Origin of the sequence: Vineibacter terrae (assembly GCF_008039615.1) — a bacterium.
In the GTDB taxonomy this organism is placed as follows: domain Bacteria; phylum Pseudomonadota; class Alphaproteobacteria; order Reyranellales; family Reyranellaceae; genus Vineibacter; species Vineibacter terrae.
Window position 1 is genome coordinate 46,173 of record NZ_VDUZ01000036.1, and the last position, 15,793, is coordinate 61,965.

General features: G+C 67.9%; 14 protein-coding genes. 10 read left to right on the forward strand and 4 right to left on the reverse strand.

The window, feature by feature from the left end:
* Nucleotides 1-237: 237 nt before the first annotated feature.
* Both FHP25_RS27160 and FHP25_RS27165 read left to right on the forward strand, forming a co-directional pair.
* The gene (locus FHP25_RS27160; protein ID WP_178133812.1) at nucleotides 238-1,437 is read left to right on the forward strand and encodes an MFS transporter; all 1,200 of its coding nucleotides are present in this window, start codon (nucleotides 238-240) and stop codon (nucleotides 1,435-1,437) included.
* A gap of 6 nt (nucleotides 1,438-1,443) precedes the next feature.
* Nucleotides 1,444-2,289, forward strand: coding sequence for a dienelactone hydrolase family protein (locus FHP25_RS27165; protein ID WP_147850123.1), 846 nt, complete (start codon nucleotides 1,444-1,446; stop codon nucleotides 2,287-2,289).
* A gap of 24 nt (nucleotides 2,290-2,313) precedes the next feature.
* On the opposite strand, the gene FHP25_RS27170 is transcribed toward FHP25_RS27165, so the two are convergent.
* From FHP25_RS27170 to fsa, 3 genes are all read right to left on the reverse strand, one after another.
* On the reverse strand, nucleotides 2,314-3,234 hold the full coding sequence (locus tag FHP25_RS27170) for a tyrosine recombinase XerC (protein WP_147850160.1): 921 nt from the start codon (nucleotides 3,232-3,234) through the stop codon (nucleotides 2,314-2,316).
* A gap of 194 nt (nucleotides 3,235-3,428) precedes the next feature.
* Nucleotides 3,429-4,142: a DUF484 family protein gene (locus FHP25_RS27175; protein ID WP_147850124.1), complete on the reverse strand. Its 714-nt coding sequence runs from the start codon at nucleotides 4,140-4,142 to the stop codon at nucleotides 3,429-3,431.
* Between the two features lie 19 nt (nucleotides 4,143-4,161).
* On the reverse strand, nucleotides 4,162-4,830 hold the full coding sequence (gene fsa, locus FHP25_RS27180) for a fructose-6-phosphate aldolase (protein ID WP_147850125.1): 669 nt from the start codon (nucleotides 4,828-4,830) through the stop codon (nucleotides 4,162-4,164).
* A 138-nt stretch (nucleotides 4,831-4,968) separates the two neighbouring features.
* Here fsa and FHP25_RS27185 point away from each other — a divergent pair, with 138 nt between their 5' ends.
* Nucleotides 4,969-7,158, forward strand: a complete 2,190-nt coding sequence (locus FHP25_RS27185; RefSeq protein ID WP_231712492.1) for a primosomal protein N' — start codon at nucleotides 4,969-4,971, stop codon at nucleotides 7,156-7,158.
* 17 nt (nucleotides 7,159-7,175) lie between these two features.
* Here FHP25_RS27185 and FHP25_RS27190 read toward each other — a convergent pair whose 3' ends face one another.
* A complete protein-coding gene (locus FHP25_RS27190; protein ID WP_147850126.1) occupies nucleotides 7,176-7,967 on the reverse strand; it encodes a class I SAM-dependent methyltransferase in 792 nt (263 codons plus the stop codon).
* Nucleotides 7,968-8,333: 366 nt separating this feature from the next.
* On the opposite strand from FHP25_RS27190, the gene FHP25_RS27195 reads away from it, so the two are divergent.
* The 7 genes from FHP25_RS27195 (at nucleotide 8,334) to FHP25_RS27225 (ending at nucleotide 15,774) form a co-directional block, all read left to right on the forward strand.
* Nucleotides 8,334-8,894, forward strand: a complete 561-nt coding sequence (locus FHP25_RS27195) for a F0F1 ATP synthase subunit delta (RefSeq protein ID WP_147850127.1) — start codon at nucleotides 8,334-8,336, stop codon at nucleotides 8,892-8,894.
* Nucleotides 8,894-10,423: a F0F1 ATP synthase subunit alpha gene (atpA, locus tag FHP25_RS27200; RefSeq protein WP_147850128.1), complete on the forward strand. Its 1,530-nt coding sequence runs from the start codon at nucleotides 8,894-8,896 to the stop codon at nucleotides 10,421-10,423. Before FHP25_RS27195 ends, atpA begins: the two co-directional genes overlap by 1 nt.
* 66 nt (nucleotides 10,424-10,489) lie before the next feature.
* Nucleotides 10,490-11,368, forward strand: a complete 879-nt coding sequence (locus FHP25_RS27205; protein WP_147850129.1) for a F0F1 ATP synthase subunit gamma — start codon at nucleotides 10,490-10,492, stop codon at nucleotides 11,366-11,368.
* Nucleotides 11,369-11,383: 15 nt separating this feature from the next.
* On the forward strand, nucleotides 11,384-12,838 hold the full coding sequence (atpD, locus tag FHP25_RS27210) for a F0F1 ATP synthase subunit beta (RefSeq protein WP_231712493.1): 1,455 nt from the start codon (nucleotides 11,384-11,386) through the stop codon (nucleotides 12,836-12,838).
* A gap of 27 nt (nucleotides 12,839-12,865) precedes the next feature.
* Entirely contained in the window at nucleotides 12,866-13,279 is a 414-nt protein-coding gene (gene atpC, locus FHP25_RS27215; RefSeq protein WP_147850131.1) for an ATP synthase F1 subunit epsilon, read from the forward strand.
* A 143-nt stretch (nucleotides 13,280-13,422) separates the two neighbouring features.
* Nucleotides 13,423-14,241 (forward strand): ferritin-like domain-containing protein, encoded by an 819-nt coding sequence (locus tag FHP25_RS27220; RefSeq protein ID WP_147850132.1) that lies wholly within the window; start codon nucleotides 13,423-13,425, stop codon nucleotides 14,239-14,241.
* 150 nt (nucleotides 14,242-14,391) lie between these two features.
* The gene (locus FHP25_RS27225) at nucleotides 14,392-15,774 is read left to right on the forward strand and encodes a S41 family peptidase (RefSeq protein ID WP_147850133.1); all 1,383 of its coding nucleotides are present in this window, start codon (nucleotides 14,392-14,394) and stop codon (nucleotides 15,772-15,774) included.
* Nucleotides 15,775-15,793 lie beyond the last annotated feature (19 nt).

Here is a 15,793-nt window from a genome sequence, read left to right on the forward strand (position 1 = left end):
TCGCTGAACCTGCGGATTTGCTTCGTGGGCGCTTGAGCGTGTGACCGGACGACGGAGTCGGACGAGACAGGGTGACGATAGTCCAGTCGTTGGGATCGAAAAACAAGCAGGAGCATGCATCAATTCGCGCGACGCAGGCGCACGATTCACGGATGGCTTACGGGGGAGGGGAAGTGTTGCGGGATTCGCGACGGCGGCATCGATGCAGCCATCGACTCGCGTTCTAGTTGTCGAGTGATGGACCAACGTCTCCTGATTGCCGCCATCTGCGTTGCCCAGACACTGTCGATGCTGGGCGCCAATGGCTATACGACCTTATTGCCTTTGTTCCGCAGCGAATGGCAGCTGACCAACGCCCAGGCCGGCTGGATCGCCGGGAGCCAGTATTTCGGATTCATGCTGGCGGTGCCGGTCCTGTCGGCGCTGACGGACCGGTTCGATCCGCGCCGGGTGGTGCTCGCCGGGTCGGCGCTGGTCGTGGTCACCTCCTATGCCTTCGCGTACTGGGCCGAGGGCTTCACCAGCGCCTTGCTCATCCGCGGCTTCTACGGCGCCGGCTTCGCTGCCACCTACATGCCGGGTCTGCGGGCCCTGGTCGAGGCGATCGACGATCCCAAGCTCAAGGCACGGGCCACGACCTGGTACCTTGTGTCGTTCAGCACCGGGGTCGCGCTGTCGATTCTCGTCGCCGGGCAGATCGCGCCGGTCTTCGGCTGGCGCCTGGCGTTCGGCTTCGTGGCCGCGATGGCGGCGCTCGCCTTCGCAATGAATTTCCTGTTCGTGCCCGGCCGGCGCAAGCCGCCGATTGTGGTTCCGACGCTGCGCGACCTGTTCGATTACCGGCCGGTCCTGCGGCACAAGCCGGCGATGGCCTATATCATCGGCCAGTGCGGCCACACCTGGGAGGCCCTGGCGCTGGTGTCGTGGATGGTGGCCTACCTTGCCTATATCGCCGAGAGCGGTAGCGGTGCATCGGCGTGGCTGAAGCCCACCGACGTGGCCACACTGGCCGCGTTCGCGGCGATTCCGGCATCGCTGCTGGGCGGCGAGCTGGCGGCGCGGATCGGCCGCCGCCGGCTGGTGCTGATCGGCATGGCGATCTCGTGCCTGGGGACGTTGTGCCTGCCCTGGGTCGGTGGCGGCCTGGGCTACAACGCGGTCGCGGTGTTTCTCGTCGTGCTGATGGGGTTGGCCTATATCGATTCCCCGGCGATGACGGCGAGCCTGGTCGCCAACGCGCCCGAGGGCCGTGCCGGTGCCGCCATGGGGCTGCATACGTCCCTGGGGTTCGCTGGCGGCTTTCTCGGCCCCTGGATCGTGGGGGTCATGCTTGACGCGGTCGGCCATCAATCGACCCAGCATTGGGCGCTGGCTTTTGCCACCGTCGCGGTGGCCGGCATGATGGGCTGGCTGCCGGTGCTGCGCTGGGGCCGCTGAGCCCGCATGAGCGGCGCGGCACGATCGCTGCTCCACCTGCTTGTCGCGCTGCTCCTTGGGCTTGGCGGGACGGCGGCGCAGGCGCAGCAGGCCGTCCGCCTGCCCAGCGCCGACGGCAAGCCGCCGACCGCATTGGCGGCGACGCTGTTCAAGCCGGCATCGGTGCAAGGTCGGGCCCCGGCGGTGGCGTTGTTCCATGGCTGCGGCGGCGTCGGCATGAATGTCACCCGCATGGCGCAACGCCTGGCCGGTCAGGGTATCGCGGCGCTGGTCGTCGACAGCTTCGGCCCACGGCGCATCACCGACGCCTGCACCCGCAACTGGCCCACGGTCGCCCAGGCTGCTGACCGCACCCGCGATATCGACACCGCGGTCGCCTGGCTGAGGACGCAGCCATTCGTCGCCGCCGATCGCATCGCGGTAATGGGCTATTCCTATGGCGGCGGTGTCGTGCTGATGCGCTCGCTGCGGCGCGAGCTGGCCGTGCGTGCCGTGATCGCGGTCTACCCGGATTGCGCGCTGCCCGATAGCGACGCGGCGGCATTGGTGGCGCGGCAGCCTACCTTCCTGGCCCTGGCCGAGAAGGATGACTGGACGCCCGTGCGCCAGTGCGAGGCGATGCTGTCGCGCCTCGGCCCGAGCCGCGACCAGGCGGAAAGCCGCATCTACGCCGGAGCCTATCACAGCTTCGACGCCGTCGGCCTGCGGCTGACCTGGCTGGCGGCGGCCGGCAACCGCAGCAAGCCGAACGATTGTTGCGGCGCCCACTACGGCTACGATGCATCGGCCTATGCGCTGTTCCTCAAGGACCTCGATGCATTCATCGCCCGCCATCTCAGGAACAGCCCCTGATCGGACGTGTCTTCGGCGTGAAGGCTACCCCCGGCTGCGCGCCCGCGGGTGCGCCGTGCGGTAGATGGCCGCCAGCCGCGCCGCGTCGACGTCGGTGTAGCGTTGCGTGGTCGACAGCGATGCGTGCCCCAGCAGTTCCTGGATCGTGCGCAGGTCGCCGCCGGCGCCGAGCAGGTGCGTGGCGAAGGAGTGGCGCAGGGCGTGCGGCGTGGTGCTTTCGGGCAGGCCGAGCTGCAGCCGCAGGCGGCGCACCGCGCGCTGCACGACGCCGGGGTCGAGCGACGCGCCGCGCGCGCCGATGAAGAAGCGGTCATGCGGCGCGGCGGCGGCCATGAACGGGCAGGTGGCCCGATAGGCGGCCAGCGCGGTGGTCACGGCGGGCAGCAGGGGCACGATGCGCTGCTTGCCGCCTTTGCCGGTGATCGCTATCGCGGTCGCCCGCGAGCGCAGCAGCCCCTCCACCGTCCGTTTGTCCAGCGACAACGCCTCGGCGATGCGCAGGCCGGCGCCGTAGAGCAAGGTCAGGATCGCAGTGTCGCGCCGGGCGATCCATTCTATTGCCGCATCGGCATCGACCTCAGCCAGAAGGTCGCGGGTGTCGCCGATCGACAGCGCCTTGGGCACCGACTTCGGCAGCTTTGGCGTGCGCACCAGTGTGATGGCGGCATTCACGGCCAGGCCGCGCCGGTCGAGGAAGCGGAAGAAGCTGCGCACCGACGACAGGGCCCGTGCCGTCGACGTGCGGGCGAGTTTGTCGCGTGCTCGCCGCGCCAGCCAGGCACGGAAATCGGTCTGGCGCAGGCCGGCCAGGGCGTCGAGATCGGGTGGCCCGCCGCGGTGTCCTGCGACGAAGGCGATGAAGTCGTGCATGTCGCGCCGATAGGCGGCCACCGTCTTGTCGCCGGCGCGCCGCTCCGCCCCCATCCATTCGATCCAGGACACCATGGCGGCGGCGACGTCGTCGCCTGCCGCCAGCGGCGGCGGCAGGGCTGGGGCAAGCTGCTTCTCGCCGCGCAAGCGCGTCGCTGCCGCTCGTGGCGGGGATGAGGGGCTTCGCGATCTCGATATCGAAACCATCGCTGCCAACAGACCTCGAACGATCCGGCGCTGCTGCGCTCAACGCGGAGACGACAAGCGCGTCACTCCGGCAGGTCGAGCCAGGCGCGGATCGTGTTCTCCAGCACGCGGGTGAGGAAGAACAGCAGCTCGGTCGACTGGTTGGGGCCGAAGGTGCTGCCCTGGCGCGAGCCGAAGGCGATCACCCCGTCGGGCGAGCCGCTGGAGACGCGCAGGCGCACCAGCACATCGGATCGCACATGGCGCGCCACCGGCCCGAAGAACGCCTCCTCGCCGATGATGTCGCCGCGCAGCCGGGCGCTCTCGCCCGGTCCCAAAGCGGCGTCGATGGCGCCGGGTGCCAGGACGTAGACGCCGCGCACCGGCACGCGCCGCGGCGCATCCTCGGTGCCTTCGATGGCCAGCGCGATGAAATCGACATCCAGCAGGCCGGGCAGCTCATGCGTGACCGTGTGGATCAGCTTCTCGAAGCTGGTTGCCTGGATGACGCTCAGCACCGCGACATGGACGCGGTTCTGCGTGATCTGGTTGGCGCGCCCGGCGCTGATCAGCTCCTGCTGAACGGCGCGCAGCTTGTCGATATTGGCGCGCAGGCGCTTGACCATGGCCGCCTGCATGTCGACGACGCCGGCGCCGCTCTGCCGTGGTGGGATCTGCAGCGTGTCGAGCACCGCGGGGTGCTGCGCCAGGAAGTCGGGATGCGCCTTCAGGTAGGCTGCGACATCGTCGGCCGACAGCGCGGGCGTGCCGTCATCGCTGGTGTCGGTGTCGGCCACGTGCGTGCCCGCGCTGCGATCAGAGGATCGACTGGCCGGTCTTGGCCCAGTCGTCCAGGAAGGCCTTCAGGCCATTGTCCGTCAGCGGGTGCTTGAAGAGCTGCTTGAGGATGTTGGGCGGCAGGGTCGCGACGTGGGCGCCGAGCTTGGCCGCGGCCACGACATGCTGGGGATGGCGCACCGACGCCACCAGCACCTCGGTGCGGAACGATGCGTACTGGCGGTAGATCTGCACCACATCGGCGATCAGGGCCATGCCGTCCTCGCCGATGTCGTCGAGCCGGCCGACGAAGGGCGAGACGAACGTGGCGCCAGCCTTGGCGGCGAGGATGGCCTGCGCCGCCGAGAAGCACAGCGTGACATTGACCATGATGCCTTCGGACGACAGCGCCTTGCAGCAGCGCAGGCCATCGGGCGTCAGCGGCACCTTGACGGCGATGTTGTCCTTGGCGTGCTTGCCCAGGGCGTGCAGCTTCTTGCCTTCCTTGAGCATGGTCTCGAAATCAGTCGCGGTGACCTCGGCGCTCACCGGGCCGGGCACCAGTTCGGCGATCTCGCGGATCACATCGAGCATCGGCCGACCGGATTTCGCGATCAGCGATGGGTTGGTCGTGACGCCGTCGAGCAATCCGCTGGCTGCCAAGGTGCGGATTTCCGCAACGTCCGCCGTGTCGACGAAAAATTTCATGTGCGGCCCTCGCCGTTCCCCACGCGTGCGCCGCCCGATATGTTGCCGTGGATGACCATGCAGCGACGCGACGCCCCTTCTAGCGAATGGCCTGCGGACCGGCAAGGCGACGGGCCGGCTGCGGCTGACGCGCCTGCGGTGCGTGTGGATCATGACGCCACGGTGGCGGTTCTGTTGCCGCTGCCCCTGGGCGAGGCCTACGACTACCGGGTTCCGTCCTCGATGGCGCTGGCGCCGGGCGATTTTGTCGCCGTGCCGCTGGGCAAGCGCACCCTGGCGGGCGTGGTGTGGGGCAAGGCGCGCGGCGATGTCGATCCGGGCAAGCTGCGCGATGTCGAGCGCATCCTGCCGGCGCCACCGATGAGCGACCCCATGCGGCGGTTCGTCGCCTGGGTCGCGGCCTATACATTGAGCCCGCCGGGTGCGGTGCTGCGCATGGCGATGAGCGTCACCGATGCGCTGGAGGCGCCGCGCACGGAGACGGTGTACCGGCTTGCGCCAGCCGCGACGCCGCTGGCGCTCGCAGGCGTGAAGCTCACGCCGGCACGCCGTCGCGTGCTCGACTTCCTGCGCGAGGCCCCGGCGTTGCCGCTGGTCGACGTCGCGCGTCAGGCCGGCGTCGGCGCGGCCGTGGTCAAGGCGCTGGTCGATGCCGGCTGGGTCGAGGCGGTGCAGCGCCGGCAGGCGCGCGCGGCTGCGCCGGCGGCGCCGGCGTTCAGGCCGACGCTATCGGAGGCGCAGGCGGCTGCCGCCGCCGATCTCGTCGACAAGGTGAACGCGGGCGGCTTCTCGACCACGCTGCTCGACGGCGTGCCGGGCGCCGGCAAGACCGAGGTGTATTTCGAGCCCATCGCCGCCGCGCTGGCGCAGGGCCGCCAGGCGCTGGTGCTGCTGCCCGAGATCGCGCTGTCGACGCAGTGGCTGGATCGCTTTGCCCGGCGCTTCGGCATGCGGCCGGCCGAATGGCATTCGGATCTCACCAGCACCGAGCGCCGCCGCACATGGCGCGACGTGGCGGAGAAGCGTGCCGGCGTCGTCGTCGGCGCGCGCTCGGCGCTGTTCCTGCCCTTCGCCGACCTCGCCGTCATCGTGGTCGACGAGGAGCATGACGGCGCCTTCAAGCAGGAGGACGGCACGCTCTACAATGCACGCGACATGGCCGTCGTGCGGGCCCGCCTGAGCGATGTGCCGATCGTGCTGGCGTCGGCGACGCCGTCCCTGGAGACCGTCGCCAACGCGCGTGCCGGTCGCTATGGCGCGCTGCATCTGCCCGACCGCCATGGCGGCGCGCAGCTGCCCGGCGTCGCGGTCGTCGACCTGCGCCGCCAGGCCCCGGCGCGCGGCCGCTGGCTGGCGCCGGCCGTGGTGACGGCCGTGAACGAGACGCTGGCGCGCGGCGAGCAGGTGCTGCTGTTCCTCAACCGCCGCGGCTACGCCCCGCTCACCTTGTGCCGCACCTGCGGCCATCGGCTGCAATGTCCACATTGCAGCGCCTGGCTGGTCGAGCATCGGTTTCGCGGCCGCCTGATCTGCCACCATTGCGGCTACGGCGCGCCGCTGCCGGCGGCGTGCCCATCCTGCGAGGACAAGGATTCGTTCGTGCCGTGCGGGCCCGGCGTCGAACGGCTCGCCGAGGAAGCGCTGGCGCTTTTTCCCGACAAGCGCATCGAGATCTTCGCCAGCGACACCGTGGGCAGCCGCCGTGCGGCGCAGGCCATGGTCGAGCGCATCGCTGCGGGCGAGATCGACCTCGTGATCGGCACGCAGATGGCGGCCAAGGGCTATCACTTCCCGCTGCTGACGCTGGTCGTGGTCGTCGATGCCGATCTCGGCCTGGCCGGTGGCGATCTGCGCGCAGCGGAGCGCACCTTCCAGCTTCTCTACCAGGTTGCCGGCCGTGCCGGCCGGGCCGAGAAGCCGGGCCGGGCGCTGCTGCAGACGCATATCCCCGACCATCCCGTGATCCAGGCGTTGGCCAGCGGCGAGCGCGACCAGTTCAATGCGGCCGAGATGGCGGCCCGCGAAAGCGCCGGCTGGCCGCCCTTCGGCCGCCTGGTGGCGATCATCGTCTCGGGAACTGACGAGGCGGCGACCGACGACGCTGCCCGGGCGCTGGCACGGGCGGCGCCGGTCATGGACGGCATCAAGGTGCTGGGTCCGGCGCCGGCGCCGTTATCGTTGCTGCGCGGCCGATTCCGGCGCCGGCTGCTGCTGCGCAGCCAGCGCGGCCTGAAGGTTCAGGGCATCGTCGCCGATTGGCTGGCGCAGGTCACGGTGCCGCCGTCCGTCCGGGTGCAGGTCGATATCGACCCGTACTCGTTCATGTGATGACCATGGGCAGCGGGCTAGGCGTCCTTGTGCTTCATGTAGATGCCGACGCTCCAATATGTGTCGGCCCGGGCGGCAGGGTCGCCGCCGATCACCCAGGCTTCCTCCGGAACGCCGCGGGGGTAGCGCAGATTCTGCCACAGGCGCCTGGAAGGGCCCAAGGCCCCGAAGGCTTGGCGCAGTTCCTCGGCCTCGTAGCGCGACAGCCAGTCGACCGAAAGGATCTCCATGTTGTTGGCCTCGGCCAGGGCGCGAAGCTCATCGACGGTGTAGCCCATGCGCACATGATCGCCGTCCTGGGTCGGCGACACGCGGTCGAAGCCGGGGATCAGCTTGCCCATGCGCGCCACAAAAGGCGTGCTGGGGGTCGATATGAGCAGCCGGCCATGAGGCGCCACCTGCGAGCATAGCTTGGCGAACATCGAGCGGTCATCGATCAGATGCTCCAGAACCTCCAGGCAGCTCACAAGGTCGAAGCGTCCGAAATCCCATGGCTTGTCGAGGTCGACAGTGCGGAACGCATGGCGGATCGGGAAGTTCTGGAAGCGCCGGTCCTGGCCTTCGACATTGCCGTCCACCCCCATGTAGGACGCGACCTTGTCGGCAGCCGGGGCCAGCCAGAGCAGCGTTGCGCTGCTGCCGCAGCCGACATCGAGAATGGATACGCGCGGCTGTGGCGCTTCCCGCACGTAGTGCATGAGGTAATCCGCCCGGTCCAGTATGGTCGCATCCCGCGTCAGGCGGAAATACCCCAGGCCGCATAGCGTCAGCAGAGCGTTGTCGAGCGTTTGAATCAAGGCGCTGGTCATTCGCACGATCCCTGTTGCGCCTTGTCAGACCAGAATGATCTGTCCGCCGTCAACGTTGCCGGCACGATAAATCGGCAGGCCGGTGCCGTAAATTATTTCTCATCAGTTTTATGTCAGATTGTCGTCAGCGATGCCGCTCGTTTTTGTCGGACCCAATCCGAGCCCGAAACAGTGCCGGTGCCCTTTCGCGCCGGTGGTGGGTTGCTTGCATCACACAAACGCGTGTGCTAGCTACCGCCCGCGGTTTTCGGGGGCGGCCCCTTCGGGGTCCATTCTTTGGGAAAACGCACGTTATTCCAAGGGGTTCACACCCCATGATTCCAAGGGGTTCACACCCCATGATCCGGCCCTTGGGGACACCTGATCGTGTCGACTGAAGCACCCGGCCCGGCTAGCCTCGCCGGGCGTTATGCCAGCGCGCTGTTCGAGCTTGCGGACGGCCAGAAACAACTCGATGCCGTCGCTGCCGACCTCGCCACGCTGCGTCGGATGATGGACGAGAGCGCCGATCTGCGGCGCCTGGTCGCCAGCCCGGTCATCGGGCGGGACGCCCAGGGCAGGGCCATGTCCGCCTTGCTCGAAACGGCCGGCGCCAGCAACCTGGTGCGTCGTTTTGTGGGCGTGGTCTGCCAGAACGGACGCTTGCGCGATCTGCCCAGCATGATCGCGGCTTTTCTGGCCGAGCTGGCCCGTCGGCGTGGTGAGACGGCCGCCGATGTGATCTCGGCGACTCCGCTGAGCGAAACGCAGCTGCAGTCACTGTCCGAGACCTTGCGGCGCCTTGTCGGCAGCAAGATCACTGTCAATGCGCGCGTTGATGCCGATCTCCTGGGCGGTTTGATCGTCAAGGTTGGCTCGCGCATGTTCGATTCGTCGATACGCACCAAGCTGCAGCGCCTGCGGCTGGCCATGAAGGGAGTGGGGTGATGGATATCCGCGCGGCCGAGATTTCGGCCATCCTCCGCAAGCAGATCGAGAACTTCGGGGTCGATGCGGAAGTCGCCGAGGTTGGCTCGGTGCTGTCGGTCGGCGACGGCATCGCGCGCGTGCACGGGCTGGACAACGTCCAGGCCGGCGAGATGGTCGAGTTCCCGGGCGGCATCAAGGGCATGGCCCTGAACCTGGAAACCGACAATGTCGGCGTCGTGATCTTCGGCGATGACCGCACCATCAAGGAAGGCGACACGGTCAAGCGCACCGGCACCATCGTCGACGTGCCGGTGGGCAAGGGCCTGCTGGGTCGCGTGGTCAATGGCCTGGGCGAGCCGATCGACGGCAAGGGTCCCATCCAGTCCACCGAGCGCCGCCTGGTCGAGCTCAAGGCGCCGGGCATCATTCCGCGCCGCTCGGTGCACGAGCCGATGCAGACCGGCCTGAAGGCGATCGACTCGCTGGTGCCGGTGGGCCGAGGCCAGCGCGAGCTCATCATCGGTGACCGCCAGACCGGCAAGACCGCCGTCGCCATCGATACCTTCATCAACCAGAAGCCGATCAACGCCGGCAACGACGAGTCCAAGAAGCTGTACTGCGTCTACGTCGCCGTCGGCCAGAAGCGCTCGACGGTGGCTCAGATCGTCAAGACGCTGGAAGACGCCGGCGCCATGGAATACTCGATCGTCGTCGCCGCCACGGCGTCCGATCCGGCGCCGCTGCAGTTCCTGGCGCCCTACGCCGGCTGCGCCATGGGCGAGTACTTCCGCGACAACGGCATGCACGCCGTGATCGTGTACGACGATCTTTCCAAGCAGGCCGTCGCCTACCGCCAGATGTCGCTGCTGCTGCGCCGTCCGCCGGGCCGCGAAGCCTATCCCGGCGACGTCTTCTACCTGCATTCGCGGCTGCTGGAGCGCGCCGCCAAGCTCAACGACAAGAACGGTTCGGGCTCGCTGACGGCGCTGCCGGTCATCGAGACGCAGGCCGGCGACGTGTCGGCGTACATTCCGACCAACGTGATCTCGATCACCGACGGCCAGATCTTCCTCGAGACCGAGCTCTTCTACCAGGGCATCCGGCCGGCCATTAACGTCGGCCTGTCGGTCAGCCGCGTCGGCTCCTCGGCCCAGATCAAGGCGATGAAGCAGGTTGCCGGCTCGATCAAGCTGGAGCTGGCACAGTACCGCGAGATGGCGGCCTTCGCCCAGTTCGCCTCTGACCTCGATGCCTCGACGCAGCGCCTGCTGGCGCGCGGCCAGCGGCTCACCGAGTTGCTGAAGCAGGGCCAGTTCCAGCCGATGCCGGTCGAGGAGCAGGTGGTGTCGATCTTCGCCGGCACGCGCGGCTACCTCGATCCGCTGCCGGTAGGCAAGGTCGGCGAGTTCGAGCGCCGCGTGCTCGAAGCGCTGCGGGCCTCCAACAACGGCGTGCTGGACGGCATCCGTACGGCGCGCGAGCTGACCAAGGATATCGAGGCCAAGCTCAAGTCCTTCCTCGACGACTTCGTCAAGAAGTTCGCCTGACCTGCCGGGCCGGGGCGCTGCGCCGGCCTTGCGTGACGCACACAGGACAGACGGGCAGAAGCGCCGATGCCAAGCCTCAAGCAATACCGACTACGGATCCGAAGCGTTCAGAACACGCAGAAGATCACCAAGGCGATGAAGATGGTCGCCGCGGCCAAGTTGCGGCGCGCGCAAGAAGCGGCCGTGGCCGGTCGCCCCTATGCGACGGCCATGGATCGCATGATGGCGTCGCTGGCCGGCGCCATGCAGGGCAAGGCGGGCGCGCCCAGGCTGCTGGCGGGCACCGGGGACGACAAAGTCCACCTGCTGATCGTCGCCACGGCTGACCGCGGCCTGTGCGGCGGCTTCAACAGCTCGATCGTGCGCGAGGCGCGGCGTGCGGTACGCGCGCTGCAGGCTGACGGCAAGACCGTCAAGATCCTCTGCGTCGGCCGCAAGGGCCGCGACCAGCTGCGCCGCGACTTCGGCAGCCTGATCATCGACACCATCGCCGACCTCGGTCGGCCGCGGGTCAGCTTCGGTGATGCCACCCAGGTGGCGACCAAGGTTGTCGAGTTGTTCGAAGCCGGCGAATTCGATGTCGCCACTCTCTTCTACAACCGCTTCCGCTCGGCGATCAGCCAGATCATCACCAAGCAGCAGATCATTCCACCGGCCCTGCCCGAGCAGGCGGCGCCGGTGGCTGGCGCGGCGCCCTACGAGTTCGAGCCCGACGAGGAAACGATCCTCAAGGATCTGTTGCCGCGCAACCTCACGGTCCAGGTCTATCGCGCCCTGCTCGAGAACAGCGCCTCGTTCTTTGGCGCGCAGATGACGGCGATGGACAACGCCACCCGCAACGCCGGCGACATGATCAGGAAGCTGACGCTGTCGATGAACCGGCAGCGGCAGGCCGCGATCACCAAGGAACTCATCGAGATCATCTCCGGCGCGCAGGCCGTGTAACGCGCGCCGAAACGAATGCAGAAGGGAACAACCATGGCTGCCAACAACATCGGCAAGATCACCCAGGTAATGGGCGCCGTCGTCGACGTGCAGTTCGAAGGCGAGCTGCCGGCCATTCTCAACGCCCTGACCGTCGACTCCGACGGCCGCAAGGTCGTGCTCGAAGTGGCGCAGCACCTCGGTGAATCGACGGTGCGCACCATCGCCATGGACACGACGGACGGCTTCGTGCGCGGGCAGAAGGCGACCGATAGCGGCGCGCCGATTGCCATGCCGGTCGGCCCCGAAACCCTGGGCCGCATCCTGAACGTCATCGGTGAGCCGGTGGACGAGCGCGGCGACGTCAAGGCCAAGCGCACGCTGCCGATCCATCGCAGCGCGCCGGAGTTCGTCGAGCAGTCGACCGAGGCGCAGATCCTGGTCACCGGCATCAAGGTCGTCGACCTGCTGGCGCCCTACGCCAAGGGCGGCAAGATCGGCCTGTTCGGCGGCGCCGGCGTCGGCAAGACCGTCGTCATCATGGAGCTGATCAACAACATCGCCAAGGCGCATGGCGGCGTGTCGGTGTTCGCCGGCGTGGGCGAGCGCACCCGCGAGGGCAACGACCTCTATCACGAGATGATCGAGTCGGGCGTCATCAAGCTCAACGACGACGGCACGACGTCGGGCTCCAAGGTGGCCCTGGTCTACGGCCAGATGAACGAGCCGCCGGGCGCGCGTGCCCGCGTCGGCCTGTCGGGCCTGACGGTCGCCGAGTATTTCCGCGACGAGGAAGGCCAGGACGTGCTGTTCTTCGTCGACAACATCTTCCGCTTCACGCAGGCCGGCTCGGAAGTGTCGGCACTGCTGGGCCGCATTCCTTCGGCGGTGGGCTATCAGCCGACGCTCGCCACCGACATGGGCGCCCTGCAGGAGCGCATCACCACCACCAACAAGGGCTCGATCACCTCGGTGCAGGCCATCTATGTGCCGGCCGACGACTTGACCGACCCGGCGCCGGCGACGTCGTTCGCGCACCTTGACGCCACCACCGTGTTGAACCGTGCGCTCACGGAGCTGGGCATCTACCCGGCGGTGGACCCGCTCGACTCGACCTCACGCATGCTCGACCCGCGCGTCGTCGGCGAGGAGCACTACCAGGTGGCGCGTGACGTGCAGCGCGTGCTGCAGCAGTACAAGTCGCTGCAGGACATCATCGCCATTCTGGGCATGGACGAGCTGTCGGAAGAGGACAAGCTGGTGGTGGCCCGGGCGCGCAAGATCCAGCGCTTCCTCAGCCAGCCGTTCCACGTCGCCGAGGTGTTCACCGGCACCAAGGGCGAGTTCGTGAAGCTCGAGGACACGATCAAGGGCTTCAAGGGCATCGTCGCGGGCGACTACGACGACCTGCCGGAAGCGGCGTTCTACATGGTCGGCACGATCGAGATGGCCGTGGCCAAGGCCAAGAAGATGGCAGCTGAGGCCGCCTGAGCGGACAGCTGAGCGGAGGCCCTGACAATGGCCAAGGTTGCATTCTCCCTGGTTCTGCCGGAGCGCGAGCTCGTCACGACCGATGCCGACATGGTGGTCGTGCCTGGCAGCGAGGGCGACTTCGGTGTTCTGCCGGGCCACATCCCGATGATCACCACCGTGCGGCCCGGCGTGATCGAGCTTCACGACGACGGCAAGGTGACGGCGCGCTACATCGTCGCTGGCGGCTTCGCCGAAGTGACACCGGAACGCTGCACGGTGCTGGCCGAGGAGGCGCAGCCCCTGGCCGACGTCACGGCCGACCAGCTGGCGGCCCGCGTGCGCCAGGCCGAGGAGGCCGTGGAGGACGCGACGGCGCCGGCGGCGAAGGCCAATGCCGAGCAGGCGGTGACCGTGGCGCGCGAGCTGCAGCGTGCCCAAGCTTACTACGCCGGTCGCTAAGCCCCTCTGGCGGCAGGGAAATTTTCTTTCGAATGTGGAAAGGGCCGGTTGAAAGCCGGCCCTTTCTCCCTTTATGACAGGGGTATGTCGGGCCTTTCGGGGCCGCAGTAGTAGGGAACGGCGATTCGACCGCCGGCGGGTTCATGAAGAACTGGACGCTCGACGATATCGCCTGGGACGCCTTCGATCGCTCGAAGGTCGATCCGGACCTGTTGAAGCTGGTGAAGGCTGCGGCGCTGGTCGAGCGCAACGCCTATGACTACGAGACGTATCTCAGCAACGTCTTCGGCGACGACCCCGAGTTCAGGGCCGCGATCGGCTGGTGGGCGCGCGAGGAGGTGCAGCACGGCGAGGCGCTGGGGCGCTGGGCCATGATGGCCGACCCGAGCTTCGATTTCGCGGCCGCCTTCAAGAAATTCACCGAGGGCTACCAGCTGCCGCTGGACGCGACCACGTCGGTGCGCGGCACCCGCGCCGGCGAGCTGATGGCGCGCTGCATCGTCGAGACCGGCACCAGCTCTTACTACAGCGCCCTGCGCGACGCCGCGGCCGAGCCGGTGCTGAAGCAGATCTGCGCCAATATCGCCGCCGACGAGCTGCGGCACTACAAGCTGTTCTACACCCATATGCGGCGCTGGCTGGAGCGTGAGCACCTGGGCCGCTGGGGACGCCTGCGCATCGGGCTGGCCCGTATCCATGAGAGCGAGGACGATGAGCTGTCCTACGCCTACTATGCCGCCAATGCCGCTCCCGGCGAGGCCTACGACCGGACGGTCTGCGCCAAGGCCTATGCGCGGCGCGCCTATGCGGTGTACCGCCCCGGCCATGTCCAGCGCGGCGTGGCGATGGTGCTGAAGGCTGCCGGGCTGGATGCCACGGGCCGTCTGAACGCCGGACTGACGCGCTTGGCCGTCAGCTTCATGCGCTGGCGCAGCCAGCGTCTGGCGCGCAGCGGGGCCTAGGCGGGGCTGGCCGCGGGTCATATTTTGAACCCTCGCAGGGCGACGCACACCATTGCGCGAGCCTTTCCGAGTCGCCCTTGTTCAGCCATAAAGCGGCGGCTATCGTGCCGCTGTAGCTGCTTTTCCGCCCTCTCGGTTTCGGAAAGAGTCATGAGATTCTTGCGCCATCCGGCCCTCGCCGCTGCCCTCTCCCTTTCGCTTGTGGCCGCGCCGGCCATCGCCTGGGCGCAGGACAAGGCCCCCGACAAGGACAAGCCCAAGACCGACAAGAGCGAGCTGTACCAGCAGCTCAACCTGTTCGGCGACGTGCTCGAGCGCATCCGCAACGACTACGTCGAGCCGCCGAAGGAGACCGACCTGATCGAGGCGGCGATCAACGGCATGCTGGCGTCGCTCGACCCGCACAGCTCCTACATGAACCCCAAGCAGTTCCGCGACATGCAGGTGCAGACGCGCGGCGAGTTCGGTGGGCTGGGCATCGAGGTCACGATGGAGAACGGCCTGGTGAAGGTCGTGGCGCCCATCGACGACACGCCGGCAGCCAAGGCCGGGCTGCAGTCGGGCGACCTGATCGTGTCGCTGGACGATCAGCCGGTCATGGGACTGACCTTGCAGGAAGCCGTCGAGAAGATGCGCGGCAAGGTCGACACCAAGATCAAGATCGGCGTGCGCCGTCAGGGAAAGGATCCGTTCGACGTCACGCTCACCCGCGCGATCATCAAGATCCAGTCGGTGAAGGCGCGGGTCGAGGGCGGTGACATCGGCTACGTCCGCATCACGTCGTTCACCGAGCAGACCGCCAGCGGACTGAACGCCGCGCTCGAGAAGTTCAAGAAGGACCTGGGCCCGAAGTGGAAAGGCCTGGTGCTTGACCTGCGCAACAACCCGGGTGGCCTGCTGGATCAGTCGATCGCGGTCAGCGACGCCTTCCTCGACAAGGGCGAGATCGTCTCGATCCGTGCCCGCAAGCCGGAGGACGTGCAGCGCTGGAACGCCAAGCCGGGTGACCTGACCGAAGGCCGGCCGATCGTCGTGCTGGTCAACGGCGGTTCGGCATCGGCGTCCGAGATCGTGGCCGGCGCGCTGCAGGACCATCGCCGCGCCATCATCCTGGGCACGCGCTCCTTCGGCAAAGGCTCGGTGCAGACCATCATGCCGGTGACCGGCGGCGGCGCCATGCGGCTCACCACGGCGCTGTACTTCACCCCGTCGGGCCGCTCGATCCAGAAGGAAGGCATCAAGCCCGATATCGAGGTCGAGCAGGCCAAGATCGAGGCGCTCAAGCCGGGTGACCGTACGCGCGAGGAGAACCTCCGCGGCTCGATCGCCAATCCCAACGGCCGCAAGGACGGCAGCAAAGCGCCGGATGCGCCTAAGCCCGAGGCGAAGCCGGATGGGACGTCGCCGGAGGCGAAGGATACCCCGCCGCAGGATCCCAACGAGCCGGCAGCGCAGGCCGCCAACGACTATCAGCTTCTGCGGGCCATGGATTTGATTCGCGGCATCAACCTGTTCAGCCAGCGCAGCAACTGAGGCGCTGGCCTCACGCCGG

Coding starts and splice junctions, on each gene's coding strand:
- FHP25_RS27220 (WP_147850132.1), top strand. CDS start 13,423: ATGAAGAACTGGACGCTCGACGATATCGCCTGGGACGCCTTCGATCGC.
- atpD (WP_231712493.1), top strand. CDS start 11,384: ATGCAGAAGGGAACAACCATGGCTGCCAACAACATCGGCAAGATCACC.
- FHP25_RS27190 (WP_147850126.1), bottom strand. CDS start 7,967: ATGACCAGCGCCTTGATTCAAACGCTCGACAACGCTCTGCTGACGCTA.
- atpA (WP_147850128.1), top strand. CDS start 8,894: ATGGATATCCGCGCGGCCGAGATTTCGGCCATCCTCCGCAAGCAGATC.
- FHP25_RS27170 (WP_147850160.1), bottom strand. CDS start 3,234: ATGGTGTCCTGGATCGAATGGATGGGGGCGGAGCGGCGCGCCGGCGAC.
- atpC (WP_147850131.1), top strand. CDS start 12,866: ATGGCCAAGGTTGCATTCTCCCTGGTTCTGCCGGAGCGCGAGCTCGTC.
- fsa (WP_147850125.1), bottom strand. CDS start 4,830: ATGAAATTTTTCGTCGACACGGCGGACGTTGCGGAAATCCGCACCTTG.
- FHP25_RS27205 (WP_147850129.1), top strand. CDS start 10,490: ATGCCAAGCCTCAAGCAATACCGACTACGGATCCGAAGCGTTCAGAAC.
- FHP25_RS27160 (WP_178133812.1), top strand. CDS start 238: ATGGACCAACGTCTCCTGATTGCCGCCATCTGCGTTGCCCAGACACTG.
- FHP25_RS27165 (WP_147850123.1), top strand. CDS start 1,444: ATGAGCGGCGCGGCACGATCGCTGCTCCACCTGCTTGTCGCGCTGCTC.
- FHP25_RS27225 (WP_147850133.1), top strand. CDS start 14,392: ATGAGATTCTTGCGCCATCCGGCCCTCGCCGCTGCCCTCTCCCTTTCG.